At 35.8% G+C, this 25,494-nt stretch carries 28 protein-coding genes; 4 read left to right on the plus strand and 24 right to left on the minus strand.

Translation table 11 applies throughout. The features are described from left to right. Positions 1–53: 53 nt before the first annotated feature. The 5 genes from RV15_RS03750 to RV15_RS03775 form a co-directional block, all read right to left on the minus strand. Positions 54–500 (minus strand): hypothetical protein, encoded by a 447-nt coding sequence (locus RV15_RS03750; RefSeq protein ID WP_071876722.1) that lies wholly within the window; start codon positions 498–500, stop codon positions 54–56. Between the two features lie 23 nt (positions 501–523). Beyond that, positions 524–1,906, minus strand: a complete 1,383-nt coding sequence (locus tag RV15_RS18505; RefSeq protein WP_083429090.1) for a T7SS effector LXG polymorphic toxin — start codon at positions 1,904–1,906, stop codon at positions 524–526. Further along, positions 1,893–2,261 carry a hypothetical protein gene (locus RV15_RS03765; protein WP_217265797.1) on the minus strand — a complete coding sequence of 123 codons (369 nt, stop codon included), beginning with the start codon at positions 2,259–2,261 and terminating at the stop codon, positions 1,893–1,895. The genes RV15_RS18505 and RV15_RS03765 overlap by 14 nt, the downstream gene beginning before the upstream one ends. Positions 2,262–2,264: 3 nt before the next feature. After that, entirely contained in the window at positions 2,265–2,519 is a 255-nt protein-coding gene (locus tag RV15_RS03770; RefSeq protein ID WP_071876724.1) for a DUF3130 family protein, read from the minus strand. A gap of 543 nt (positions 2,520–3,062) precedes the next feature. Next, positions 3,063–3,296, minus strand: coding sequence for a helix-turn-helix transcriptional regulator (locus tag RV15_RS03775; protein ID WP_071876725.1), 234 nt, complete (start codon positions 3,294–3,296; stop codon positions 3,063–3,065). Between the two features lie 256 nt (positions 3,297–3,552). Between RV15_RS03775 and galE the strand changes: the two genes are divergently transcribed. Beyond that, a complete protein-coding gene (galE, locus tag RV15_RS03780) occupies positions 3,553–4,545 on the plus strand; it encodes a UDP-glucose 4-epimerase GalE (protein ID WP_071876726.1) in 993 nt (330 codons plus the stop codon). 96 nt (positions 4,546–4,641) lie between these two features. Here the strand turns inward: galE and RV15_RS03785 are convergent, their stop codons facing one another. The 9 genes from RV15_RS03785 to RV15_RS03825 form a co-directional block, all read right to left on the minus strand. Then, on the minus strand, positions 4,642–5,535 hold the full coding sequence (locus RV15_RS03785) for an NAD(P)-dependent alcohol dehydrogenase (RefSeq protein ID WP_071876727.1): 894 nt from the start codon (positions 5,533–5,535) through the stop codon (positions 4,642–4,644). Beyond that, complete coding sequence (locus tag RV15_RS03790) at positions 5,536–5,784, minus strand: helix-turn-helix transcriptional regulator (protein WP_071876728.1); 249 nt, start codon at positions 5,782–5,784, stop codon at positions 5,536–5,538. Position 5,785: 1 nt separating this feature from the next. Further along, positions 5,786–6,232 carry a hypothetical protein gene (locus tag RV15_RS03795; protein ID WP_071876729.1) on the minus strand — a complete coding sequence of 149 codons (447 nt, stop codon included), beginning with the start codon at positions 6,230–6,232 and terminating at the stop codon, positions 5,786–5,788. A gap of 389 nt (positions 6,233–6,621) precedes the next feature. Beyond that, the gene (locus RV15_RS03800) at positions 6,622–6,978 is read right to left on the minus strand and encodes a DUF2200 domain-containing protein (RefSeq protein WP_071876730.1); all 357 of its coding nucleotides are present in this window, start codon (positions 6,976–6,978) and stop codon (positions 6,622–6,624) included. Positions 6,979–7,066: 88 nt separating this feature from the next. Continuing rightward, on the minus strand, positions 7,067–7,321 hold the full coding sequence (locus RV15_RS03805; protein ID WP_071876731.1) for a hypothetical protein: 255 nt from the start codon (positions 7,319–7,321) through the stop codon (positions 7,067–7,069). A gap of 30 nt (positions 7,322–7,351) precedes the next feature. Then, positions 7,352–7,642, minus strand: coding sequence for a DUF3784 domain-containing protein (locus tag RV15_RS03810; protein WP_071876732.1), 291 nt, complete (start codon positions 7,640–7,642; stop codon positions 7,352–7,354). 124 nt (positions 7,643–7,766) lie between these two features. Next, positions 7,767–8,936, minus strand: a complete 1,170-nt coding sequence (locus RV15_RS03815; protein ID WP_071876733.1) for an amidohydrolase — start codon at positions 8,934–8,936, stop codon at positions 7,767–7,769. 37 nt (positions 8,937–8,973) lie between these two features. Continuing rightward, a complete protein-coding gene (locus RV15_RS03820) occupies positions 8,974–10,173 on the minus strand; it encodes an MFS transporter (RefSeq protein ID WP_071876734.1) in 1,200 nt (399 codons plus the stop codon). A gap of 584 nt (positions 10,174–10,757) precedes the next feature. Then, positions 10,758–11,690 (minus strand): helix-turn-helix transcriptional regulator, encoded by a 933-nt coding sequence (locus tag RV15_RS03825; protein WP_071876735.1) that lies wholly within the window; start codon positions 11,688–11,690, stop codon positions 10,758–10,760. A gap of 76 nt (positions 11,691–11,766) precedes the next feature. On the opposite strand from RV15_RS03825, the gene RV15_RS03830 reads away from it, so the two are divergent. Beyond that, on the plus strand, positions 11,767–13,995 hold the full coding sequence (locus RV15_RS03830; protein ID WP_083429091.1) for an ATP-binding cassette domain-containing protein: 2,229 nt from the start codon (positions 11,767–11,769) through the stop codon (positions 13,993–13,995). Positions 13,996–14,146: 151 nt separating this feature from the next. Here RV15_RS03830 and RV15_RS03835 read toward each other — a convergent pair whose 3' ends face one another. The 3 genes from RV15_RS03835 to RV15_RS03845 form a co-directional block, all read right to left on the minus strand. Further along, positions 14,147–15,253 carry an alpha/beta fold hydrolase gene (locus tag RV15_RS03835; protein WP_083429092.1) on the minus strand — a complete coding sequence of 369 codons (1,107 nt, stop codon included), beginning with the start codon at positions 15,251–15,253 and terminating at the stop codon, positions 14,147–14,149. A 100-nt stretch (positions 15,254–15,353) separates the two neighbouring features. Further along, a complete protein-coding gene (locus RV15_RS03840) occupies positions 15,354–16,154 on the minus strand; it encodes a MerR family transcriptional regulator (protein WP_071876737.1) in 801 nt (266 codons plus the stop codon). Between the two features lie 179 nt (positions 16,155–16,333). Continuing rightward, positions 16,334–16,675, minus strand: coding sequence for a YrdB family protein (locus RV15_RS03845; RefSeq protein WP_071876738.1), 342 nt, complete (start codon positions 16,673–16,675; stop codon positions 16,334–16,336). Between the two features lie 531 nt (positions 16,676–17,206). On the opposite strand from RV15_RS03845, the gene RV15_RS03850 reads away from it, so the two are divergent. After that, positions 17,207–17,569 (plus strand): winged helix-turn-helix transcriptional regulator, encoded by a 363-nt coding sequence (locus tag RV15_RS03850; RefSeq protein WP_071876739.1) that lies wholly within the window; start codon positions 17,207–17,209, stop codon positions 17,567–17,569. Between the two features lie 103 nt (positions 17,570–17,672). Here the strand turns inward: RV15_RS03850 and RV15_RS03855 are convergent, their stop codons facing one another. From RV15_RS03855 to RV15_RS03880, 6 genes are all read right to left on the minus strand, one after another. Next, complete coding sequence (locus RV15_RS03855; RefSeq protein ID WP_245791230.1) at positions 17,673–17,921, minus strand: SHOCT domain-containing protein; 249 nt, start codon at positions 17,919–17,921, stop codon at positions 17,673–17,675. 120 nt (positions 17,922–18,041) lie between these two features. Further along, entirely contained in the window at positions 18,042–19,094 is a 1,053-nt protein-coding gene (locus RV15_RS03860) for a hypothetical protein (protein WP_071876741.1), read from the minus strand. A gap of 24 nt (positions 19,095–19,118) precedes the next feature. Next, the gene (locus RV15_RS03865; RefSeq protein WP_071876742.1) at positions 19,119–19,820 is read right to left on the minus strand and encodes a response regulator transcription factor; all 702 of its coding nucleotides are present in this window, start codon (positions 19,818–19,820) and stop codon (positions 19,119–19,121) included. 13 nt (positions 19,821–19,833) lie between these two features. Further along, complete coding sequence (locus tag RV15_RS03870; RefSeq protein WP_071876743.1) at positions 19,834–21,297, minus strand: sensor histidine kinase; 1,464 nt, start codon at positions 21,295–21,297, stop codon at positions 19,834–19,836. 55 nt (positions 21,298–21,352) lie between these two features. After that, the gene (locus RV15_RS03875; RefSeq protein WP_071876744.1) at positions 21,353–22,312 is read right to left on the minus strand and encodes a DUF4822 domain-containing protein; all 960 of its coding nucleotides are present in this window, start codon (positions 22,310–22,312) and stop codon (positions 21,353–21,355) included. A gap of 175 nt (positions 22,313–22,487) precedes the next feature. Beyond that, positions 22,488–23,195 (minus strand): DUF975 family protein, encoded by a 708-nt coding sequence (locus RV15_RS03880; RefSeq protein ID WP_071876745.1) that lies wholly within the window; start codon positions 23,193–23,195, stop codon positions 22,488–22,490. A gap of 360 nt (positions 23,196–23,555) precedes the next feature. Here RV15_RS03880 and RV15_RS03885 point away from each other — a divergent pair, with 360 nt between their 5' ends. Continuing rightward, a complete protein-coding gene (locus tag RV15_RS03885) occupies positions 23,556–24,044 on the plus strand; it encodes a DUF3955 domain-containing protein (protein WP_071876746.1) in 489 nt (162 codons plus the stop codon). A gap of 64 nt (positions 24,045–24,108) precedes the next feature. On the opposite strand, the gene RV15_RS03890 is transcribed toward RV15_RS03885, so the two are convergent. Continuing rightward, a complete protein-coding gene (locus tag RV15_RS03890) occupies positions 24,109–25,494 on the minus strand; it encodes an aldehyde dehydrogenase family protein (protein WP_071876747.1) in 1,386 nt (461 codons plus the stop codon).

Here is a 25,494-nt window from a genome sequence, read left to right on the forward strand (position 1 = left end):
TATCTTCTTTAAATATAAATACTAATTATGGTACTCTTTTAAAGAAATCTCACTTATTTATTTTCAATATTTATCAGCTGCATATTTTCTTCATCCGCAGGTTCGTAACCAAAAATAATTGATTTATAGTTAATTTCATTTGTTATTTGTTTTAATTTTTCCTTTACTAATTCAATTTTCTTTTCTTCAGTTAGATCGTTCTTTTCCCAATTAGCTTCAGAAAAATTAAGTGTCATATCTCCAAAAACTTCATCAAAAGAAATAATGATTAACACATCTGTAACTTCTATTCCTAAGTCTAGTCTGCTAATTAAAATATTACATGTTCCTGACGTTTTAAAGTAATTGGTAAAACTTGAAATATCAGCATATTCAACATCGGCATTATCCAAAAAGAAATGAGAGTTTTTTATATTGTGCTCATCAAATTTTAGAAACTTAAAAATTGTATCAATATCCCTTACTCTAATATCTTCAAAAATCAATTCTAAATTTTCCATATAAATTCATTCTCCTATTTAACTTAATCAATAAATCCTTTAAAAGTTCCGTCCATGTTCAACCGTATACCTCGTCCATCCGGCAACCATTTTTCTAAAAAATTAACGCCATTTTTTGCTTTGGCGATTTTAAACTCTCCTTGTGCATTCATTATTTCATTAAGATGATTCATAGCAGTCTTATTTATTTGCTCAGAATTTCCCTTTACGCCACCCCAAATACTAGGATTTCTCCCAGCATGTTTTTGTAGTGCATGTCCAACAACTGTCTCCCCACCTCGTTTAGGTAGGGTAGCTGTTTCTGTCACTTTAGCAAAATCGACATTTATTTTACCAACCTCACTACCTCTCTCCACTATCTTAACCCGTTCACCAGATTTTTCCAAATCCCTTAACATGTCCAACTCTTTAGCAGTCAACTTCACGCCGTCTAACAAATGATCCCCTTTTTTCATCAACTTCGCTGCTTTAATAACATCCTTCACCTTATCAACCGGCGTAACTGCCAGAATAAGAAAAATACTCGACTTCACTTTTTGCCCAGTACTTGATCTATCATCCAGCAAAACTTCCACTTCATCTAAATTAAGCAACATCTTGATTGTCTCAGGTCCAAGCTTCATCAACATTTCCCAATCTTGTTTGCCTAACAACTTATTATAATCAAGCGTTCGTCCTTCATCCAGTTTTCCATTTTTATAAATCGCAAACTGTTTGCCATCATGATCTTCATGAATCACAACGATCTCATAACGGTCCTCTTTATTCTTCTCATTAAATGCTTGAATATTTTTAAACCAGTCTTGGTCTTTCCATGAAATTTTCTTATAACCATTGACACCGCCAATAAAATTGCCCGAGTTTCCCAGTACCGCTAAGCCTTGTTCGATAGAAGATATGACCGTTTGAACTTCTGAAAAATCGCCACCATGCGTCGCTTCAAAGGTTTGATACTTTTCTAAAATCTCGATCTCTTTGGCTTTTCCAAGCATACTTCGTTCCATGAAAAACTTATTGATAAACGGAACATTTTCAAACGCTTTCGCCGCGGCTTCCATTAAGATATCATTCTCAGCTTGTAGGCTTCTTAATTCTGATTTTAATCGTTCTAAATGCTCTGTATCCAACTGATTTTCAGCTGCACCAACTTCTGATGTAAAAGCCGAGACATATTCAGTTGTTGCATCATCGACTTCATAGAGTGCATTAAAGATCGCCTCAGACACCGTTGTATAACCGTCAAAATAATCTCTAGAAGAATCCCAACCTGTCCCAGATAATTCTTTCGCTCCTCTAAATTGTTGCTGAGCTTGGTTGAATGATTTAAACTGGCTGACGATTTTTAAGCGTTGGGTGGTGATTTCACTTGATAGTTCAGTCCATTCGCTATAATCAATTTTCGGCATCTTGTTCCTCCTTCTCTTTTCGTTGAAGGAGGATGAGGTCTTCTTGCAACTGCTCTTGTTTGCTTTGTTCTGATTGGCTTAGTATATGTAATTCTTCTTGTCCTTCTTCGAAATGGCGCATGATTGAATGCTGTTCTTGTTCTAAATCCTCTAAATCGATGGTTGCCGAACATTCTGCATGCGTTCCTTTGCTGTAATAGAGGATTTCATTTAAGACTTCTCTTTGTCGTTGATGTAAACGAACAATATCCTGTATAAGATGTGTTGTTTCATTTTCTTTCTTTTTCAAGTCTCTCACACGATCTTCTACTTCATCTGCCTGCCACCGCAATTTTCTTTTCTTATCTTCAGTCATCATCTAGCCTTTTCCTCTTTCTGCTTTTTCAATCGCTTGATGGATCGTCATCAATTTTTGTACATCACTAGATGCATAGCTTTCAAAATTACTGATACTTGAGGATAAAGAAGATAAACTACTCTTTAATCCAGAAGCAGCCGAACTTTGAGAGAAGGAAAAAGATTTTTTTGTTGAAAAAGAGACATCTGATAAACTACTGGTAAATTGATTTGTAAGGTTACTTACAACACCCTGGTCTGTGCTAATTTCCGTCATTTTAAAACTCCTTTTTAACTTTTAGTTTCATAATACAACCTTATCATTAACGAAATAGATAAAAAAGAGGAAAATATGACTATTTTATAGGATTATTTTACTATTTGACGACGTTGTTTTATCTATTAAAATAAAAAAAGCCGTCTCAACGGCTTTTTCCAACTCATTCACTCAAACGTTTTTCAGCATTCGTTTTCCAATGAATCGATTCATTTATTCCTCCACTAATAATTAGGCTTTTTATAGTTACTTCGATCCCAAAATCTTACCTACCATATCCAAAACACTCACCGAATAGACTTCACAATTCTTCCTCAACAAATAGACCAACTTCACCTTTCTCTATGACGAGCGGGGCATTTTAAAATCAGGCTTGGTCAATGAGCAGGGCGTTATTTTAGAAAAATAATTTTTTAGTTAGTAAATAGGCCGGATGCTGTATGAATTCTTCTACTTTCATACAGCACCCGGCCTATTTTGCTTGCTTCATTTCAACGAGATATCAATAGATCTTATGATTCTTTCACTCAGCATCTTCTGGGATCATTCACTCTTTCCATCCTCTTTATTTTCCTCTAGATCATCCCCTTTTAAAATTTCATCAAGTGAAAAATCAAAAAAGAAGCTTAGTTCAACTAATGTATCTAGATTAGGATACGATTGTTCATTTTCCCATCTTGATACGGTTTGTCGCGTGACATGGAACTTATCCGCTAATTCTTGTTGTGTTAATTTTTTTCTTTCCCTGCTTTCTTTTAATAATTTCCCAATCTTCATACAGACATCCTATCCTTAAAAACATTTTTTCATCCCAGTGTCCTGACTACATGGTAACTTAAATATCACACACTCTAAATGATTACAAAAGCAATTTTTATGTTACATTTCTTGTTATCGCACATTTTTCGGCAACATCATTCATTTAAGAAACATCCAGATATATTAAGCAAATCATAAATCAGTGTTTAAATCCTGTGACTATTAAAGTAAGCCACTTATAATAAGAAGAGAAATGTTACTTAGGAGGGAAATAATGAATATTTTAGTGGTCGGAGGAGCAGGTTACATTGGTTCCCATGTCGTCAAACAATTAGTTGATACGGAGGAGCATCACGTCGTTGTTTTAGATAATCTACAAACCGGGCATCTTAATGCAGTCGCTCAATCAGCAACCTTTGTTGAAGGTAATGTCAAAGATAAAACCTTGCTCAGAGAACTTTTCACTGCAACCCCTTTTGATGTTGTCTTTCATTTTGCTGCTAATTCGTCTGTCGAAGAATCTATGAAAGATCCTCTCGTTTATTTTGATAATAATGTCGCTGGTCTGATCACTCTTTTAGAAGTAATGAATGAATTTAGCGTGAAAGACATCATCTTTTCTTCTACCGCAGCGGTATATGGTGATACAAGTGAGCAGGTGATCACAGAAGCGGCTGATATTTTTCCGAAGAATCCTTACGGAGAGAGTAAACGAATGATGGAAAAAATTATTCAGTGGTGTCATTCCGCTTATCGTATCAATTATGTTGTTTTACGCTATTTCAACGTTGCTGGAGCTGATTTGTCTGGTATGATCGGTGAAGATCATCAGCCAGAAACACATCTGATTCCCATTGTTTTAGAAGTACCATTAGGAAAAAGGGAATTTATTACTATATTTGGAAATGATTATGATACGAAAGATGGGACCACAGTTCGAGATTATGTGCATGTGGTAGATTTGGCTGAGGCTCATTTATTGGCGATGGATTATCTATTGAACGGTAACGATAGCACTATTTTTAATGTAGGTAGCTCTGTTGGTTTCTCAACGTTAGAGATCATTCAGAAAGTTGAAGAGCATACTCAGAAAAAAATTCCTATTCGATATGGTCAGCGTAGAGCTGGTGATCCCCATTCGTTGATCGCTTCAAGTAAAAAAATCGAAGCTTTGTTGGGCTGGAAACCTAAGTATACTAATTTGGATTCGATTATTGATAGTGCTTGGAAATGGCATCAGGACCATCCAGACGGGTATCATTCTTAAACTATTTAACAAGAGCGAGACAAAACTATTGTTTAGTTTTATTTCGTTCTCTTTTTTAATTTAAATAGACGAAAAAATGGATCCTTTATAGATTTATTAGCTGATTTCTATTACTACATTGCCTTTTTTTCGACCCGACTCAACATACTCATAGGCTTGTCCAATTTGACTCATCGGATAAACCCTGTCAATGACTGGCTTTAATTGGCCATTTTCCGCTAGTTCTACTAGCCTGAATAAATCCGCATTACTTGCTCTTACAAGTCCTTTAGCGATTGTTGCAAAATTTCCATCATCTTTTAGAGCATTTTGCCAATCTGCTTTTGTGGTTTTTCCGACAGCATCAAATATATAATCATATTTTTCTAAATCCACTTTCCAGGCATCACTGGTATAAGCTAGTACATGATCTGCTCCTAATGACTTGACCATCTCACTATTTTTGGCGCTACAAACCCCAGTCACTTCTGCACCAAAATATTTTGCGATTTGTATACTTGAACTGCCTACCGCACCTGAAGCACCGTAAATCAGAATTTTTGTATGTTTATCAATTTTTACTTTTTTTAAGAAATGCAGCGCTGCAGTTCCTCCAAAAGCAAGCGTGACAGCTTCTTCGTACGATAAATTTTCTGGTATTAAGGTGATCGCTTTTTTTTCGTTTAAAGAAATATATTCCGCATGGCAGCCAAACTTCATTCCAGTTGATGCGATCACTCGATCACCAATTTTGTAATTTTTGACGTTTTTGCCCACTTGCTCCACCACACCAGCCAAATCAGTTCCTAAAATAGGATTTCTAGGGCGTTTCAGCCCAAAAACGATCTTAACGAAAGGATTTGCTGCATTTTTTACCACACAGTCGCCACTAGCTACAGTGCTTGCTCCTATTTTTATAAGAAGTTCATTTGGTTTTACTGTTGGTGTTGGCACCTCTTTTATTTTCAACAACTCAGACGAACCATACCCTTCACAAACAATTGCTTTCATTTATTTCTCCTCCGATCGTGTTTGATCGACTTCATCAGTCTCACCATAAGTGAATACTTCTTCCAATGGCAAATCGAAAACTCGCGCAATTAGAAAGGCTATTTCTATGGTTGGGGAGTACTTTTCTTTTTCGATTGCGACGATTGTTTGTCTTGATACTCCAACTAAATCAGCTAATTGCTGCTGTGTCATTTCATCTTTTAAAAAACGGAGTTTCCGTATATTGTTGTGCACATTTGTTTTTTTCATATTATGCTTCCCTTTCATAATAGAATATATATGATCCTTCTAAAATGATACCAGATGCTAGGAAAGTATAGGCTAATATTTTAAACATTGTCTCTATTGGCTGATCGAAAATTAGAGCAATCAACGATAAAAAGAACCCCGTTGCAAAAGTAAAACATAAATTTCGAACGGCTTTCAGTTCAATCAATTGATCTCTGTCATCAACGATCTGAGGTTCCTTCTCTTTTGAAAAAATGGAATGAATGATTTTGAAAAGAATCATTACAATCAATTTTATTACAATACTTGCGACTAAAAGTATGGCAAAAAATTCTGCCCAAATTTTCGGAACTTCTGGAGATGATGCAGTTAAAACAGTCATTTGCTTTAATACATTGGGATAAAAAGAAATGAAAATAATGATATTTGTTATCAATGATACCAACGCTTTTTTAGAATAATAGGTCATGATAAAACTCCTTTCAAGTATAGGTTGTTTGATTCAGTGTCAAACAACTTATACACAGGTTACCATAGAATAACTATCCGTGTCAACAAAAATAGACACAGAATCAAATTTTACAGATACGGAATCTACTTTTTTTGATAAAATCAAGACTATTGCTTAATGATAATCCTGTTATAATAACCTTTTGCCTATTATAATTTAAGCATAGCAAAAAACGGAGTAGAGAAATCTACTCCGAAAAAGTCTAACTTGTGGGGGCACTAAACAAGACTAGTTACCTTGTTTTAGCTCATATTTTTCATTAGTTCCTTAAACTGTCAGCAATTGACTAGCTTTATATCAATCTTACAGGAGAGTTCGTTGATCAGATTGATCACATATCAGCTCAATCACTTCCTCAAAATTTTCTCCATGGCTTTTCCTTTCGCCAATTCATCGATCAGCTTATCCAAATAACGAATCTTCTGCATCAACTCATCTTCGATATCCTCCACCCGATAGCCACAAATAACACCTTTGATCAAAGAAACGTTGCTATTTATTTGAGGTGCCTGTTCAAAGAATGTTTCAAAGTCCACCTTATCATCGATTTGTTTCTTTAGGGTTTCTTCATCATAACCAGTTAGCCAAGTGATGATTTCATCCACCTCAGCTTTTGTGCGCCCTTTTTTCTCTACCTTCTGAATATATAGTGGATAGACACTGGCAAAAGACATTGCAAATATTTTTGGTTTTTTAGCTTCCATATTTTCCATCCTTTATTGAGTATTTTGTCTCATTATAACTTTAATTTGGTAAATATTAAATGTTAACGATTCAATTCCTCAGACTAGCCTAAACTTGTTTATTTTCTTGTGCGCGATTCAAAACAGCTATCAGCTGTTCGATGCCTTGTTTTTCAACTTGCGTAATCAATGATGTAATTTTTTGTATACTTTCTGCTTTTTCTAATGCGATTTTTTCATCAAGTGAAAGTATCTTTGTTGGCTTCTTTTCCTGAATTGTTGGGTGATTGTGTTGGTCCTTCTTTTTATCTACTATTATGAGTATAAAAAAGAACAGTAACACGCCAATCACTAGTATAGACATGATATTTCAACTCCTTATTTTTTCCAGAAATTATTGTTTAAATCTAGGCGATAAATTGATGTAGGTGATCATCCCGCCTACAAGGATAATAATAGTAAATACGGCAATTAGTTGAAACCTAGGAAATAGTCTCATTAATCCAATCAGCACTGCTGAAAAAATAAGAAGTCCTCCGATTGCTTTTCCTAATGCCGTTCCGTTTATTTTAGCTTTTTCTTGTTTGCTTGCAGTATTATATCCAGCGATCAACCATAACCATTTGCCATGCCAAAGCTGGATACCGCAGACAATAAAAATTAGAATCATGATCAAATCAACCATTCTTTTCACCTTCCTATTTTTCAGAGCTTCTAGCTTCTATTCTCCCAAACTTTCTAGATAAATACTAGCTTTCTTTTAAATAGAAAAGAACCTCAACACTAAGGTTAAAGTTCTCTCTTACCTGCTATTCTTGTCCTAAAATATCCAAAATAAGCTGTGCATGCATCCCAGAGCCTACAGGGAAACATTCTTCCATGATTTTGAATTTTGGATGATGATTCATATAGCCACAGCCTTCTGCGGCTGTTCCGCCACCTAAAATGAAGAATGAGCCTGGTCTCACATCCGTATAAGCGGAAAAATCTTCGCCACCCATCATTTTAGGTGCTTCAAACATTCGTTCTTGGCCCACAACTTTTTCGGCTACTGCCCTGACGATATCTGTTGCTTCACTATCATTATTAACTTCACTGTAACCTAGTAAGTAATTTAAGTCATACGCCGCATCATACATCTTACAGATACCATCGATGATTCCTTCGATCCGTTTTTGGATAAACTGTCGAACCTCTTTATTATTCGTACGAACCGTCCCTTGGATTTTTGCTGTATCTGGAATGACATTCGCTGTTTTTCCTGCATTGAATTCACCGATGGAAATAACTGCATTATCAAACGGACTAATATTTCTTGACACAATATTATTCAAGTTATTAATGATTTCTACGCCGATCATGATAGGATCGACAGATAAATCAGGTGTTGAACCATGCGAGCCTTTTCCTTGGATTTTCAATGTAAAGACATCAGAAGCCGCACTAGCGGCGCCTTTTCTTGTTCCTACCATCCCAACTGGAATATTTGGCGCGATATGCAGACCAAAAACCATGTCTACATCATCCATTATACCGGCTTCAACTAATAATTTTGCGCCGCCTGGCGGCTCTTCTTCAGCTGGCTGAAAGATAAATTTCACTGTACCGGCAATTTTATCCTGCATGCCGCTCAAGACTTTAGCGGCCCCTAAAAGCATCGCTGTATGTGTATCATGTCCACAAGCATGCATCACACCAGGATTTTTAGATGGAAAATCAACGTCTGCTTCTTCCATGATCGGCAAGGCATCGATATCGGCTCTTAATGCAATTGTTTTCCCTGGTTTATTGCCTTTTAAAATAGCAATCACACTGTTTTCGGTCAGCGAGCTGACCTCTAAGTTAGGAAAATCAGCTAAAACTTTTTGAATATATTTCGCTGTTTCAACTTCATGAAAGGATAATTCCGGATGACGATGTAAATATCTTCTCCATTTCACCATATCTGCTTGAGGCATTTGTTCTTGAATAGTTGTCATTATAGTTCCTCCTTTTAATTTAAAAATATTGTCCTCTTTATTTTTGCTTGATAAACATGATCGCCACAGCTGTCAACAAACCAACAACTAAAAAGAAAATAAAGGTCGAAATATACTGGCCATTTGACAATTCAACCAATTTCCCGATAAGTGTGGGCGAAACAAAACCGCCAAGAATTCCCCCAGTCGCAAGCGTTCCATAACTTGGCGCAAATTTTGCTCCTTCAAAAATCCGCAGTGGGATACTCATCATCGTAACAAATGCGATGATCAAAAAGAAATTCGCTAGACCCATAACGATCGATAGTAAAACTAGATTACCGATATAATAAGAGCCAAATGCAGAAACTGCTCCTAAAATGGCCATGATCGCAACAACTGCTTTTTCTTTATGTTGGAAAAATTTCCCTACAACATAGCTGCCGCCAATTGAACCAACCAACATGAACAAACCACCGACACTGCTGATCACAGCTGCACCATTTAAGTCTAAGCCACGTTCACCTGTTAGGAAGCTAGGTACCCAACTTGAAAGTCCGTATAACAAGCAATTAATGAAAAATGAACTCAAGAATAAAATCCAAACTCGAATATCCGACCAAATCACAAAAATAGAGATCTTATCCGTTTTTGTGGCAACCGCATCTGCTTTTTCTTTCGTTTTTTCATTTCTAGGAATCGCAATAATTAGAAAAATTGCAATTGCAACAGCTAGAGCAGTTAAAATCATATACGCATTCTTCCAACCAGCATTTGTAATGATCGGTGATAACGCTAGCGGCCCAATAAAACCTGCTACCCCAGATGATGACAGCAAAATTCCTTGAGCAAAGGTCCGTTTTTCCGGTGGAAAATTCATCGTAACTTCTTTACTTGCAGATGACGCATAACCAGAATGAGCTAACAGTCCTGTTAAAAATCGTAACGACATAAACATGATCAACGATGTTCCAAAACCAAATAAGAATGAAAATAATCCCATTCCTAAGACTGATCCGATCAACACAATCCGGGAACCTACTTTATTGATGACCAGTCCCATCGGAATCTGCATGAGTGCATATCCTAAGAAAAAAGCACTCATGATCATCCCTTTAGCCGCTGGTTCTAATCCAAATTCCGTTGAAATCGGAATCAGTGAATACCCTACAGAAAGTTTGTCAATGTAAACCATGGTATAACCTAAAAACAGTGCGACTAACAATAACCCAGTTTTCTTTGTTCCATTTTTTTCCATAAGACCTCCTAATTTAAAAGCGGAATGGGCTCGTTCAGTCTCGACTGGAAAATAGAAAAAATTGACTGTGACGTTCTTTGTCACATTCCATTTTTATCTTTTTCTCGAGAGACTAGCCCATGCAGCTAGATAACAATAAAAGCGGAGCAGGCTCGTCCAGCCTTGACAGAAAAATAGGAAAATAGAACTGAGGTGCTCTTTACCTCATTTATATTTTATCTTTTTTCCGAAAGGCTAGCCTGCGAAGCTAGATATAGTAAAAGCGGAATGGGCCGTTCAGCATCGATGAAAAATAGGAAATTATGACTGTGGCGCTTTTTGCCTCATTCATAATTTATCTTTTTTCCGAGATGCTAACTCCGCCTTCTACAACAACATTCCACTTTACCTCTGAACTAGAATAAATGCTATTCATTAAGTATAATCTATTATCCATTTAAAATGAAGAGAAAAATGAGAAAATTATGAATTTACCATTAACAAAAAAAACAACGTCAATCTAATGATAAAAAAGCATTGATTCATAAAAACTAATCCATATTATGGAAAAATCAACTCAGAGTCTAGCTTTTTCCTCACCGTTTTCACAAGTAAATTTTTCCTAGTTCCCTTATCTTTTCTTTAAGCAATTCTACTAACTCTTTTGGTGCTGTGACCTTCGCTTCTTTTCCCAGTAATAAGAAAAATTCTGCGGTAAAGGCAATATCTGATTTATCGATCAACAGCGAAAGTTCTGATCGACCATTTTGATACTGTTGGACCCCCTTATGTAAGTAACGATTTTCTAAACATTGTTTGACGCCTGCCTCCGTCAAATAGGCAACCAGTTTTACTGCTTCTTGTGGTTCATAATCAGCTTCAATATCATCAAGTTTAAAAGACGTATCAAACACTTCTTCTGTTACACTCAACTGCTTGATTCGGTCTATTCGAAAATGCCGAGGTTCCTGTCTCTCTTGATCCAAAGCAAATAAATACCAAAAACCATTGCTAGCATATATGCCAATAGGGTCTACAACTTTTTGAGATACTTGTTTCACTGACTGATAGCATAAGTTAAGTCGTTTGTGATCTAATGAAGCGGTGATCAACTCATTCAAAAAGGGTGCAGAAACCGCCTGCTTTGGTATAGAAAGCTTAAAATGATCCGACAACTGTCTTAGCTTTTGTTTTACTTCTTTTGGTACAACTTCCAGAAGCTTCTCTTTAGCTGTGATCGTATTGACTTTGAAGGGAAAGTCTTCATAATCAGTGAGTGATTGGATTGCAAAATACAATGAAAACAATTCCGCTTCTGTAAATAAGACAGGAGGTAAAATCTGATTCGGTAAGACTGTAAAACCACCATTACGCCCTTTTTTAGACTCAACATATAACCCCAAATCCGCTAAATCAGAAATATAACGGTATACACTACGGACCGATACATGAAATTGATCTGCCAATTCTTGTGCAGTAAATTCTTTTTTATTTTGAATATACCAGAGCATATCGTACAAGAGCGTTTCTTTTTTCATTTTTTCCCCTTCTTTCTATAAACTGACAAATCCTGTCATATTAAATCGTTATACTTAGGATAAAGGAGGAATGATTATGAGTCAAATTACTATCCGTGGCGCTCGTACTAGAAATTTAAAGAATCTCGATGTAACGATCGATAAACACAAAATCAACGCATTTGTTGGTGTATCCGGATCTGGAAAATCTTCATTGGTTTTCAACACGATTGCAGCCGAAGCACAGCGTCAAATGAATGAAACCTATCCCAGTTATATTCGAAATCGTATGCCGCATTTAGAACCACCGATTGTCGATTCAATCGAACATCTTTCACCCGCTGTGATCATTAATCAAAAAGCATTAGGTGACAATCGTCGCTCAACCGTTGGAACAGCCACAGATATCAACCCAACGTTGCGTTTACTTTTTTCTCGGTTTGGTCAACCTTTTGTCGGCTATTCGGATTTATTTTCCTTTAATAGTCCGACTGGTATGTGTAAAAGCTGTGAAGGATTAGGAATTGCTACTGAGTTTATTTTAACTGAGCTCCTTGACTATGAACGCTCATTAAATCAAGGAGCTATACGTTTCCCAACCTTTGAGCCTGGTAGCTATCGTTGGAAGCGTTATGTGGATTCTGGATTATTCGATAATGATAAGCCGTTGAAAAAATTCACGCAAGACGAAATCAACCTCTTACTATACTCAGATGAAATCAAACCGCCATCTCCTAATACTGACTGGTACAAATCCGCAACCTATGAAGGGTTGATTCCTAGGATTACTCATACGTTCATACAAAATCCATCAAAAAGCTATCGACGCTATTTACCTGAGGTTCAACGCATTACAAAACAAAAAAAATGCACTGTTTGTCAAGGTTATCGTTTAAACAAGCAAGCATTATCCTGCAGAATCAAGGGAAAACACATTGGTCAATGTTTAGAGATGCAGTTAGATGAATTAAAAGATTTTTTGCGTAGTTTATCTCAAGAGGGTGTTCAGCAACTATTGCACAACATCTTACAACAGCTGGATCATTTTTGTCAGGTAGGACTAGATTATCTTAGTTTAGCTCGAGAAACAGGAACTCTGTCAGGTGGTGAATCCCAGCGAATCAAATTGATCCGTTCAATTGGCAGTAGCCTTACAGATTTGATGTATATTTTTGATGAGCCTAGTGTGGGGCTGCATCCACAAGATATTCAAGCCATCGGACAGTTGCTTCGAGCAATTAAAGACAAGGGAAACACCGTCTTACTGATTGATCATGATCCAGCTATCATTCAATTAGCAGATACTGTTTTTGAGTTAGGACCTAAAGCTGGGATTCACGGTGGGGAATTAACCAGTGTTGGTTCATTTAAAGAATGGGCTGAACAGCAAGAATTACAAGAGCCTTTGTTTAGAGCGCCTCAGGAAATTTTACCGAATACTTATTTTTTAGCGGAGAATATCTCAAAAAATAATGTTAAGAATGTCTCTGTAAAACTGCCTACACAACGATTGATTGCTATTACTGGTGTCGCTGGTTCTGGAAAAAGTTCCTTTGCTAAGGCATTACAGGAACAATATAGCGAAGATGTTTTTTACGTTACTCAAAAAACGTTACGCACAAGTCGTCGTTCAACCATTATCTCGTCGGTTGGTCTTTTTGATGAGGTTCGTCAATTATACAGCAAAAAAAATCATGTTGCCGCTAGTTATTTTAGCTTCAATGGTAAAGGGGCTTGTCCAGCCTGTAAGGGCAAAGGCTTCATCGAAACAGAATTGGCTTTTCTTGATCCAATCCGTAGTATTTGTGAGGCTTGTCATGGAAATAAATATCGCCAAGACGTCTTACAATACACTTATAATGGAAAAAATATCGTAGAATTACTCGCACTTTCCGTTGAAGAAAGTTGTCATTTTTTTACAACACAACAAAACATTACCAAAAAATTAACTTGGCTTAATAAAATTGGTCTAAGCTATCTCACGTTGGGACAAACATTAGATACGCTTTCTGGTGGAGAACTACAACGGTTAAAATTAGCTAGTAATCTTGACTGTCAAAACAAACGAATCATCTTAGATGAACCAACCACTGGATTAAGTACACAAGATATTCAAGCGTTGTTGACTGTGTTTGACGAGTTACTTCAAAATAATAATACTCTTTTAGTCATTGAACATAATATAGCGTTGATTCGTCTAGCAGACTGGATGGTCGAATTTGGCCCAGGATCGGGAAAAAAAGGAGGGCAAGTGATTTTTGAAGGCACGCCTATTGACGCAATGAGTAATCCAGCATCTATTACTGGTAAATTCCTGAATAAATAAGTCACGATTGTTCTTCATAGAATACAAAAATAAACTTTAATGGGCACTATAGAGTAATGACTGAGTTCAGAAATATATTTCTGAACTCAGCCGTTGATCTAAATTTTCGTACTACAGTTTAACTAAAATCGTTTAAAAAAAAAACACATTATTACTTTTCACCTAAAACATCTTCTACCAAAATTCTCATAAATTTTTCAGGTTCTTCAATGATTGGAGTATGTGCAGAATCATCAAATGTATAAAACTTCTTAGTAGGTGCTTTTAATTTGTCATAGAATGCTTTGGCTCCTGGATAAGATGTTTGATAATCATGAAGCCCTTGTAAAATATAAACAGGAACATCCAATTTGGGTACTTCCTCAAACAAATCAAGATATCGAATAGAGTCCATAACAGGGTGGGCAAAAGCTTCACTTTTTGTAAAATTGATTTTTTGGTTGATTGTATATTCTTTGAATCGTAGTAAAGATAGCATTAAAGTCGTATTAGTCGTTGGCTTATGTGTTAAACCACTTCCGAGCTTATTCAATGTTTTGCCACGCATTTCAAAGTACTCCTCTGTTAAAGATTCTTCGCCTTTGACTGGAAATTTTTGTAACTCTTGAAGCATTTCTTTATCATTATTTTTAGTAGCTGTATTTATCATATAGTCGTACGCCATTTTTTCATTGTCCATAGCATTTACCATTTGTCCCGTTCCGATATACGCATTATATAATTCAGGATTGCGTGAGACCGTCTCTACACCTAAAAAAGTCCCCCAAGAATGCCCCATAAGGTAGATTTTTTCCTGACCAAACCGTTTCCTTAAATAATTCGTTACTTCTACGGTGTCAGAGATCAATTGTTCTAAATTCATTGTGTCCGCTGAAATTGATTCATCATAAGACATACCTGCCCCACGTTGGTCCCACCAGCAAACGGTGAACTTATCTTCTAAACCAATATTATGTTCTTTAAAGAAAACATATTCAGGTGTTCCTGGTCCTCCATGCAAAAATAATAATATTGGATTTTTATCACTTTTTCCCTTTAAAATCATGCCTTGTTCGACTCCGCCGATTTTCTTTCGGGTAATTTCAGAGACACTTCCTTCTAGCACTTTTCCTTGTTTATCACGGTACGATTCAGTTTTTCCAGGGCTCATTACTATAATAGCAATGATACCTGTAGCTACCACTGTTAATATAAAAATGAAAATAACCTTGATTCCCTTTATTATCTTCTGACGTAAATTTTTTTGTTTAGTATCCATCGCTATACTCCTCCTACTTTTATACTTTTAGCTTTTAGAAAAAATTTTTCCCTAGCTAAGTTAGTAGTATAAAGTAGGGGCTAACACCCAAGTCAATAGCCTATTTTATTGGAAAAAAAACCTCAATAAATATTCGTTCCTTTTGATCACAGTACGTAATTAATCGAGTCCTACCATAAGCCTCACCTATTGGCTCAATCCCTTCTTGTTTTGCCCAATCTAAAAACAATCTAATAATATCTTCTGTGATATCTTCATCTTGATTTTTGTATTCTCCATCCTCCACAACTGTATAAACACATTTGGAGTAGCTTTTTGTATTATTTTTATTTAGTATATACGATGGTCTTTTCTCATCAGCTATTAACATCTTGGTGTTTAACAATCCAGCTTCATCAAACTTAAACAATCTAATTAAATTTGAAAAAGGATAGTCTCTCAAAGGGCTTTGATCTCGCACAAGGTCATAATATTCATCAATATTGTGGAAATCAGAAAATTCATTACTGACCTCAAAAAATGGGAAATCTTGGATCGTAAAATTATTTAAATGCTGTTCAAACATTTCTGTAAACGCTAAAGTCTGCTCGATTTCTTTAATCATGCGTTCCTGTTCTTTAATATTATCTCGTAATTTTTGCTGTTTTTTAATCAACAGCGATTGTAGCTGATCTGCGTCATATCCAGCTTTTACTTCTTTAATTTCTTTTAAAGTTAATCCTCTTTTTTTATAAAATCCTGTAACTAATAGCGTGTATATATCTTTAAATTGAAATTGTCTATAATGATTATCTTTATCTTTTGTAGGTGCAATAATCCCCTCTTTTTCATAGTGCCGCAGGGTATCTCTTGATAGCCCCATTATCTTAAATATTTGACTTGTTTTGTACTTTTTTTCCATTTGATGACTCCTTATATATTATGCAATTTGATTCTTGATCCTAAGTTTAGTATAACAAAAAATCACAAATTGAGATGACGACAAAAAAAGAAACAAGATTGCAAAATCTTTGTTTCTTTTATAACATATTTAGTAAAACAAAATACCTAATCAAGTATAAATTATACATAATAGTGAGGTTAAAGTGTTCCAAAATACCTACTAGCCCCAAGATTAATGATAACCATAACTCCAAAAAAGATTGCTGCAAAAGGCTGATTCATACTAAGTAAACAACATACCATAATTCCAAAAAGTAAACATTTAAGCCCTACAAGCCATAATCCCTCAAGGCGATGTCTTGAAGATGGAGCACACCAAATACTCCAAATAGCAATTATTGACACAGGTGCTAACAAACCGACCGTAACACGAATAATTTTATTAGATTGAAGAGTAAATCCCCAATATCCTAAAATAAATATAGCAAATATTTCTAGTAAAAAAGCAATTGCGATATTACTATTTTTAATTAAATTCATTACGTTCTCCCTTTTAAATGATATATTATATTTCGAGGTCTATCACAAGAAACTACAAGAACAATATTATACAGCTAAGCATAAAAATGACCAGGCTAAATAGCGTCATAACGTTGCGCTGCTTCTCCCTTTTCGTTAAGAAATAGTTAGAAATAACGGCAAAGAAAAGGAAGATAGTGATTAAGGCTATCAAGCTTCTATTGAACTGCTTCAATATTGGATATGGATCAATTGCCTATCGTTAAGATAACTAATACTAACAATCGCCCTAATGAATAAGAGTAAACTACTGATAATCCTCATTTTAATTGGTAGGACAACATTTTTCCGCCAATAACATATTCACCGAAAAGAAGCCTAGATATCAATAGTAGATGCAATAAAGCTTTAAGGAAAAAGCTATTTGCAATAACTACTGTTAGTATTTCTAGCATTATATTCTCCTTCTTTATTAACTGGTTTGAGTATATAATAAAAAGATGAACAGCACAATTACGCACAAAAAAGTAAGTACTTAGTGGAGGATAAGATTTGAAAACAGGAAAAGAAAATAAATGCACTGTTAAAGATTATGGTTTTGAAAATATAGAGCAATTGCTAACTATGATAGGTGGCAAATGGAAAATACAAATTATTTATCACTTGAGTGAAAATCATAACATTAGATATGGGCAACTAAAAAGAAAAATTCCTGAAGTCAGTCATAAAATATTATCAGCTCAATTGAAAGATTTAGAAAAGGACGGGCTTATTTCTAGGACAGAACACGACGAAATTATACCTAGAGTAGAATATTTGCTTACAGAACTTGGAAGGAGTCTTCTGCCTATTTATGAAGTATTTGGAAATTGGTGTGAGGAGAACAGGAACCTTTTAGAACTAAGACAAAAATAAAAAGATGACCTACTTATTATCGTAAGTCATCTTTTACTGAATTTAAATTTTCTATTTACCTGACTTTCAAAAAATTGTTTTATAGAAGTTACTTATATTATTTTTATTTTCGAAGCACTTCTTTTTTATGCACATATTCTTCTTCTGTGATATTCCCCTTAGCATATTCCTCATCCAGCACATCAAATGCTGACGGGCGAGCCGCTTGTTGAGCTGACTCTGTTTGCGTTGGGTTGCTTGTGTTTATCTGTTGATTTGTTCTGTTTTTCATAAAATAAACAGCGCCAATAATCACAACAGCTACCAAGACCCACCACAATAATCCCATACCAAACATCCCACCTCGCATCATGCCACGACCTCCACTGAAAAAATTTGAACAATAACCCATATCTAATCGCTCCTAACTTATTTTTATTTAGTATAAAATGAAAATATGTCAAAAGTGTGTCGAAACATTCGTTGCGTTCGTTTAACGTTCAATATGTTCGATTAATTTTTGATACGAAGCAAATGAAGGATGTTTTGTGAATTCGCTGTTTTCAAACACTAGTGTCTGTTGATCAACGATTGCTTTAGTCAAATGGTCAGAAAATGCTATAAAATCATCTTTTGTTTCTTCATGATATTCTAAAGAGAAATATTTTGATTGCCGATAATATTTTTTCAGATGATCTGCAACAATTTTTTCAGGCTGATCTGCAAAATATTCGTCATAACGTGCGCTGTCGATTGTTCCATCCGTCACAGTCAATTGGATTCTTCCGATTAGGCCATTGCCAAAATCTTCAGCATAACCGATATATTTCGTTTTAGATGGTTGTTTAATTTCTTCTGCTAACTCTGCTGCAATTGCCATCAAGCCTTCTCTTGCAGTAGTTGAGGAGCCTTTGACGGTTTCAAAATTTCCCGTTATGCGATTTTCTTCGCGCATTTGTTTTTCTACAAATGTGATTCCGTTGACGACCGTTACTAAAGTAGTGTCGGTTCTTGGATTTTGGGCTTGAAAGAACGCATAATCAGAAAGACGTTTATTCGCTCCTGCATATTTTGATGCGTAATAATTTTCAGCACCATATTCATTGAATTCAACGTTAATGATTTTCTGCGTATCATCGGTAATAATCTCAACAATGCCTTTATTCCCCACGTCAAAATAACCATCATTGGCAAAATAGTTACCTTCCATCAATCCTAGCGGAGGCTGATTTGACCAAAACATTTTCTTGAGCTTTTCTTCATAAGTGTAAAGAGGTTTTGGGTTTGAACCAAAAGTTGTTTGAGTAGCACCTGTCACCACATCATAGTTATATGAAGTATCTTCAAAAGACAGATCATTGATTCCTGCATTCTTCGTCTCCTCACTTGGCAAAACAGCTTCTGACTCTGAGGATGATTCGTTAACAAGTGGCGGTCTTACTGATGTACTGGAAGCTTCTGTCTCTATTCTTTGATCCGGCTTACAGGCTGAAAGACCAATGATACTGCACAAAATGAAAACAGCAAATAGATAGCTTTTTTTCATAGATTTTCTCCTTTTATTTCTTTTTCAAGCATTAAAGCGATAACCGCTGCCCCAAATAGTCTCTATCGGAATTTCAGATAATTTCCCTTTTTTTAGCTTTTCTCTGATTCGGCCGACATGAACAACAACTGTGTAGATATCACTATCAAGCTCATCCATCTCCCAAACTTGGCGAAATAACTGTTCTTTCATCCACACTCGATTCGGATGTTCCATAAAAAATAGCAATAAATCAAATTCTTTCGTCGTAAAAATAATCTCTTCGCCTAAAACAAACACTCTACGAGCACTTTTATCGATCATAATTTGACCGCTTTCTACCGTATCATTGGCTTGATCTGTTCTAGTCAGTAATTGATAACGTTTGATATGAGCTTCTACGCGAGCCACTAATTCACTTGGGCTAAATGGTTTAGTCATATAATCATCTGCACCTAACCCTAAGCCTCTGACTTTATCGATATCCTCTTTTTTAGCAGAAACGATCATAAGCGGGATATTTTTCTTTTCTCTAATTCGTCGGCAAATTTCAAAGCCATCCATTGAAGGCAACATGATGTCGATTACGATCAAATCAAATGGTTCATTCAGCGCCCGATTTAGACCAACCAGTCCATCACTTGCGATCTCAGCTTCCATATGATTGATTTCTAAATAATCTTTTTGCAGTTCTGCGATACTTGCATCATCTTCGATCAATAAAATACGTGATACTTTGTTTGACATTAGGCTGTCCTCCTCAGGCTTTTTTTAATAGGATCGTGACGATCGTTCCATGATCTAGCGTACTTTCAATCTCGACTTGCCCATCATGCATATCAATAATTTTCTTAACGATTGCAAGACCTAAACCACTGCCACCAGTATTGGTCGGCCGCGCCTCTTCACCTCGATAGAAATGATCAAACACAAACGGCAATTGTTCCGCTGAAATGCCTTGACCGTTGTCAGCTACACGGACTGCTACCATTCCTCGATTTTCAGAAACATCGATTTGAATGAAGAGTGGACGATCAATCGCTTTAAATTTCATACTATTTTCAATCAAATTGATGAAGACTCGATTTAACTGCATGCGATCCGCTAACACATAGCTTGGGCCTGCTTGTTGATTAGATAGTTGAAGCGAAACTTGGTTGTCTTGCAGCTGAAATTCCTCAATGATATGTTTTAAAAATTCCTTGACATCAATACGTTCAAAGTGAAAAGGAATTGCCGCTGCATCTAGTTTAGAATATAAAAACAGTTCTTCGATCAATTCATTCAATGAAAGAGCTTTGGTATGAATCGTCTGTAAATATTTAGCTCTCTTTTCTGGAGAATCTGCCACACCATCCAGCAAGCCTTCCACGTAACCAATGATCGAGGTGATCGGTGTTTTAAGATCGTGAGAAATACTTGCTACAAGTTCTTTGCGGTTATTTTCAAGTTTTGCTTGTTCCTCGGTTGAATCAATCAAAGCTTCTCGCATTTTTTCAAAATCATCCGTCAACTGCTTTACTTCCATTGCCGTTTGTTTGACAGGTTTTGTCATCGACGTTTCTAATTGACCATCACTTATCGCAGACATTCCTGCACCTAGATTTTCCAAAGGAGTAATAACCGTTTTCTTCAATAAATAATTTAAAAAAAGTAATCCACTAAGTGCCACAAGTAAAATCGTTACGATGACCAATACGCCCCATTTCGTCATAAACTCTAAAAAGTTATTTTCTTTTTTCAAGACTAATAGACTACCTGGGACTTGATCACTAAAATAAAAATCAAATTTCATATAGCGATACAAGCGACCTGCATTATCAATGGTTCCTCTTGTTTCGATGTTATTCGCGTCAAATTTAGGAAAATGAACAATCAATGATTTCTCTACTAAATCTTGAGAATAATAGGCGATGTTTTCTTGTTTGCGCACAACTACACCTAATGATTCACGTTCAAACTGATTGATCATTTGCTTTAATTCAGACTCTGGCGTCAATAGTTGATCTGGATCAGATTTCGCTATCCCACGCAGCTTGATATAGGCTAGTTCTTCTTCTGGACTCAATGAACGCTGTTCTGTAAAAGTTTTATACAACGTTGCTGGACTGGGTATTTTCCCTGTCGTTACATAAAATACAATACAAATAATTGAAAAAAGTGAAAGGCAAGCAATTGCAATGCCCCCAATATATGAAATGAGAAATCGTTTTTTTATTGTCATTTTTTTCTCCTTTGGTTCATTTATTAGGGGAACAATTGCTTTTACTCAAAACAGCTTAGAAGCTGAACTCCGGTTGAAAATCACCCGTATAAGGTTCATGCTCTACAAATACTGTGATGTCATTGCCGGATTGATCTTTCCCCATACGTTTGTACGTAAATTTCTTATCATTCAGTTCCGTCAACTCTAAAGCTGCACCATATTTGTTTTGGCCGATCGATACGTGCGCTCTGATTTTATTGTGATTCAAGACATCAAAGTAACCAAAATCGCCACGGCTAACGCCTGTTTCTAAATTGAAAAATTCATATTTATTTGTATCAGCTGCAAATTTAGCTAAACTGATAAAGTTTTGATTAAACGCCGTTACATCGTTACCTGCATCATCCACAACTTTAGTACCATTCCATAACGTTTCCCCTAAAATTTCAGCACCAGATTTTTTTGTTTCAATTTTTCCTGTTGTGGTGTCTAGTGGTTTTTCTTTTTCCGTAAAGGCTAGTTCAGTTTTATTATACGGGATATGTTCAACAAATACATCTACTTCATTTCCAGCTTTGTCTTTGCCTTTTCTTGTGTAGGTGAATTTTTTATTTGTCAGCTCCGTTAGACCGACAACGGCTTGATAATTCATTGTCTCAGAAATCAAAATCCGTTTTGTTCCATCATTTGTAATGAAAAACGTCCCTCGATCCCCACGGCTCTCACTTGTTTTAGCATCGAAAAATTCGTAGCGCCCCGTTTCAGCATCATATTTTGCTAAACCAATAAAATTGGCATTTTCTGCAGTTAAATCATTGTTGTCTTTGTCGTAAACTTTTGTCCCTTGCCAATCGGTTTTGCCTAAAGTTTTCGTTAGTTTATCCCCTTTGTTTTTATCCTTATTACTTTTTGATTGCTCTGTTTGCAGTTGACTGCTGCCTTTGGTACCTACAGACTCTTGTGCTCCAACACTGCAACCTGCTAATAATAAGACTAAACTTGATACTCCTACGATGATTTTTTTATTGTTCATGATTTCTTTCTCCCTCCTATAATTAGGTAACTCTTTCTTATTGCTTACCTTTAGTATAAGAGGTGGATGTAAACAGCTGCTAACAAGAATATAAACAAATTATAAACAATTCGCTCGACATATGATTTTCCCCAAATAAAAAAACCAGAAGCAGAAAACTTCTGGTTTCATCACTTTAAACAGTTGTTGTTTTTGGTAAATTCTCATAGAATGCAGCTTTTGTGGCAGTGATGTATGGTGTTAGCCATAAATAGCCGATTCCTAGTGTTAAAAGGGCTAAGATATGCCAACCGATAAAGCTCAAGTCTAATAAGAATAATTGACCTTTATAGCCTTTCATAAGCTGTCTACTACGAGTGATCGAATTTAGAAACCCTGGACGTACGCCCGTTTCTTCATAGGCATCGTAAAAAACAAAATAGGTTTGTGAATAAGAGTAACCTTTGATGATACCTGGGATAATCAGTAATAATGACCATAGCGTAATGAAAATAGACATTAAGACAAAAATACCGATGATACCTAAAACAACAGGTCCGGCAAAGCCACGGAAAGCGTCTGAGAATGGACGAATTTCTTGTCTTTTTCCTCTATAAAGGTCTAGGAATGTCCAAGAAATTCCAGCACTGAAAATTGCGCCAATGATTCCTCCAACAAAACTACCACCGCCGCCACCAGAGTTTCCTTCGTAGTCTGCAGTACTGTTTAAGATATCTGGATTATTTTGAGTAAAAGTGATAATAGGTATGATTAGTAAAAAGAATAACAAAAGTGCAATTGCAATTGAGACTAATGTTGGAACCAAACACATTAATAAGCTATCTTTCCAGCGGCCACGTAAAATTCCTTTTGCTTCGCTTTTTAGTTCAGCTCTTGTTTTCATAAAATTTTCCTCCTTTCATTTCATTACATTGAGTATAACAAATAATTCTTTTTTTAAAAAAACATATGCGTTTCAAGTCCTTTTTTTCTAACGAAGTTTACACAATACTCTTGCATCAGAAAATACATCGTGTGATTCTCATTTCAATTTTAAAAAAATCGATGCTATAATTTGCTTACAGAAAAAAATTTGCCTCATAAAATAAATCTACTTAGCACAAAAAAACAGTACTTACCTAGGGTAAATCACAACGCAAGGATCGCTTTCCTTCTGTTTTACTAACCTTGCAAGCAATGCTTTCTTGAATAGAACAAAACTTCACTTTATGCTTAAGATACATCAACGAAAGGAACTTACATTATGGAATTTGGAGATAAGATCAAAGACTTAAGATTAAAAAATCAGCTTACGCAGGAAAAATTTGCGATCCGTTTAAATGTAACAAGACAAGCAGTATCTAACTGGGAAAATAATCGTAATCTTCCTGACCTTGAACTGTTGATCCTAATTTCTAGTATTTTTCATATTTCGCTTGATGAATTGATTTTAGGGGGAAACAACGTGAATAATATGACTGAGAAACTAATCAAGGATACCAGCAAAACCAGACGAGCAAAATTAAACATGATCACAACCTTGATTGGCGCCTTTCTGCTGCTCTTTGGCTGTGCCTGTCTGTTTATCAAAGCAAATTCAGTAGAATATATTGATGCCTCAGGGATTTTACATGAAAATTTTTATCTTTTACCGATAGGCTTCTTATTCATTTTCTCTGGACTGGTTGTATTTTTAGTAACAGGTATCCAATTTATCATTGAGGGTATTCGTACAAGAAAAGAAGGAAAATAAAAAAAAGTAAAGTGCACTTTTACAAGTATTGCACTTTACGTTTTTTATCCATTACATTCCCAGTTTATAACAAACGCTTTATCCAATCAAATTTCTTCTGGTCATAGGGAGGGTAAATCAATTTTGCCATAGAGTCTTTTCTACCAAAAACAACTGATTTCTTATGAGAAAATGTTTCAATACTATATTTCCCATGATAATTGCCGATCCCAGATGCGCCTACTCCGCCAAAAGGTAGATCATCATTAGCTACATGAAGAATGGTTTGATTGATTCCACCACCGCCAAAAGAAATCTCACGTAAAATCTGTTTTTGAACAGCTCGATCATCTGAAAATAAATAGAGCGCTAACGGCTTTTCACCTTCTTTAACGAACCTGATTGCATCATCTAATTGTTGATACGTGCAAATCGGTAACAGTGGTCCGAATAGCTCTTCTTGCATCAGACTATTCTCTCGGCTTAAGTCAATATCAAACAAACTAGGTGCAATAAATCTGGTTTTCTGATCATATTCTCCACCATAAATCAGATGTTGTTGATTTTCATCGATTAACTGGATGAATCTAGCCATCGCTGACCCTTGAACAATACGGCCATAATCGGAATTGTCTTGAATATTTTCTCCATAAAATTCGACGATTTTTTCTTTTAAAGCCGTAATCAGCGGCTTTTTAACTTTTTCATCTACCAACACATAATCAGTGGCAATGCATGTTTGACCTGTATTCAATAACTTGCTCCAAATAATTCGTTCAGCCGCCAACTCGATATCCGCTTGTTCTGTAACGATTGCAGGACTCTTTCCGCCAAGCTCTAAGACAACCGGCGTCAAGTGTTTCGCTGCTGCTTCCATTACGATTTTTCCAACTTTAGTACTGCCTGTAAAAAAGATGAAATCCATGCGCTCTTTTAGTACTGAGGCATTATCAATTGAATGAGGTGAGAGCACTTTAACATATTCTTCATCGAATGTTTCACCAAGAACAGCACCAATCACTGAGGCGACATTAGGCGTTCTTGATGATGGTTTTACGACCGCACAATTACCAGCCGCAATCGCACCGATCAAAGGAACCAAGGTCAATTGAAGTGGGTAATTAAACGGACCAATGATGTAAACTGTTCCAAAAGGTTCTAAAAAAACTGTATTTTTGTTTAATAAAGAAGAGATTGCTCTGGGTTTATTGATCGGTTTCGTCCACTTATCAAGGTTCTTCAACATATCTTTGATTGCAGAGAGAACTAACCCTAACTCCGTTGCATAGACTTCTACTTTAGACTTTTTTAGATCTTTTTCAAAGGCCCAGTAGAAATCTTCTTCGTGCTTTTGTATATTTGTTAATAGTTGCTCAAGCTTTTCTTTTCTGAAAGAAATTGATTTTGTTTGGTTTGAATAAAAAAAGGTGCGCTGTTTTTTCATTATTACTTGGAGATCTGATTGCTTCAT

Source organism: Enterococcus silesiacus (assembly GCF_001886225.1).
Taxonomy (GTDB): domain Bacteria; phylum Bacillota; class Bacilli; order Lactobacillales; family Enterococcaceae; genus Enterococcus_L; species Enterococcus_L silesiacus.

Excerpts from the sequence above, each read along its gene's own strand:
- RV15_RS03785 (WP_071876727.1), bottom strand. The coding sequence starts at position 5,535 with ATGAAAGCAATTGTTTGTGAAGGGTATGGTTCGTCTGAGTTGTTGAAA.
- RV15_RS03750 (WP_071876722.1), bottom strand. The coding sequence starts at position 500 with ATGGAAAATTTAGAATTGATTTTTGAAGATATTAGAGTAAGGGATATT.
- RV15_RS03770 (WP_071876724.1), bottom strand. The coding sequence starts at position 2,519 with ATGACGGAAATTAGCACAGACCAGGGTGTTGTAAGTAACCTTACAAAT.
- RV15_RS03860 (WP_071876741.1), bottom strand. The coding sequence starts at position 19,094 with ATGAAAAAAAGCTATCTATTTGCTGTTTTCATTTTGTGCAGTATCATT.
- RV15_RS03820 (WP_071876734.1), bottom strand. The coding sequence starts at position 10,173 with ATGGAAAAAAATGGAACAAAGAAAACTGGGTTATTGTTAGTCGCACTG.
- RV15_RS03765 (WP_217265797.1), bottom strand. The coding sequence starts at position 2,261 with ATGACTGAAGATAAGAAAAGAAAATTGCGGTGGCAGGCAGATGAAGTA.
- RV15_RS03800 (WP_071876730.1), bottom strand. The coding sequence starts at position 6,978 with ATGGAAGCTAAAAAACCAAAAATATTTGCAATGTCTTTTGCCAGTGTC.
- RV15_RS03795 (WP_071876729.1), bottom strand. The coding sequence starts at position 6,232 with ATGACCTATTATTCTAAAAAAGCGTTGGTATCATTGATAACAAATATC.
- RV15_RS03880 (WP_071876745.1), bottom strand. The coding sequence starts at position 23,195 with ATGAAAACAAGAGCTGAACTAAAAAGCGAAGCAAAAGGAATTTTACGT.
- RV15_RS03835 (WP_083429092.1), bottom strand. The coding sequence starts at position 15,253 with ATGGATACTAAACAAAAAAATTTACGTCAGAAGATAATAAAGGGAATC.
- RV15_RS18505 (WP_083429090.1), bottom strand. The coding sequence starts at position 1,906 with ATGCCGAAAATTGATTATAGCGAATGGACTGAACTATCAAGTGAAATC.
- RV15_RS03790 (WP_071876728.1), bottom strand. The coding sequence starts at position 5,784 with ATGAAAAAAACAAATGTGCACAACAATATACGGAAACTCCGTTTTTTA.
- galE (WP_071876726.1), top strand. The coding sequence starts at position 3,553 with ATGAATATTTTAGTGGTCGGAGGAGCAGGTTACATTGGTTCCCATGTC.
- RV15_RS03890 (WP_071876747.1), bottom strand. The coding sequence starts at position 25,494 with ATGAAGCAATCAGATCTCCAAGTAATAATGAAAAAACAGCGCACCTTT.
- RV15_RS03870 (WP_071876743.1), bottom strand. The coding sequence starts at position 21,297 with ATGACAATAAAAAAACGATTTCTCATTTCATATATTGGGGGCATTGCA.
- RV15_RS03855 (WP_245791230.1), bottom strand. The coding sequence starts at position 17,921 with ATGATGCGAGGTGGGATGTTTGGTATGGGATTATTGTGGTGGGTCTTG.
- RV15_RS03815 (WP_071876733.1), bottom strand. The coding sequence starts at position 8,936 with ATGACAACTATTCAAGAACAAATGCCTCAAGCAGATATGGTGAAATGG.
- RV15_RS03865 (WP_071876742.1), bottom strand. The coding sequence starts at position 19,820 with ATGTCAAACAAAGTATCACGTATTTTATTGATCGAAGATGATGCAAGT.
- RV15_RS03805 (WP_071876731.1), bottom strand. The coding sequence starts at position 7,321 with ATGTCTATACTAGTGATTGGCGTGTTACTGTTCTTTTTTATACTCATA.
- RV15_RS03825 (WP_071876735.1), bottom strand. The coding sequence starts at position 11,690 with ATGAAAAAAGAAACGCTCTTGTACGATATGCTCTGGTATATTCAAAAT.
- RV15_RS03810 (WP_071876732.1), bottom strand. The coding sequence starts at position 7,642 with ATGGTTGATTTGATCATGATTCTAATTTTTATTGTCTGCGGTATCCAG.
- RV15_RS03875 (WP_071876744.1), bottom strand. The coding sequence starts at position 22,312 with ATGAACAATAAAAAAATCATCGTAGGAGTATCAAGTTTAGTCTTATTA.
- RV15_RS03830 (WP_083429091.1), top strand. The coding sequence starts at position 11,767 with ATGAGTCAAATTACTATCCGTGGCGCTCGTACTAGAAATTTAAAGAAT.
- RV15_RS03775 (WP_071876725.1), bottom strand. The coding sequence starts at position 3,296 with ATGAAGATTGGGAAATTATTAAAAGAAAGCAGGGAAAGAAAAAAATTA.
- RV15_RS03840 (WP_071876737.1), bottom strand. The coding sequence starts at position 16,154 with ATGGAAAAAAAGTACAAAACAAGTCAAATATTTAAGATAATGGGGCTA.
- RV15_RS03885 (WP_071876746.1), top strand. The coding sequence starts at position 23,556 with ATGGAATTTGGAGATAAGATCAAAGACTTAAGATTAAAAAATCAGCTT.
- RV15_RS03845 (WP_071876738.1), bottom strand. The coding sequence starts at position 16,675 with ATGAATTTAATTAAAAATAGTAATATCGCAATTGCTTTTTTACTAGAA.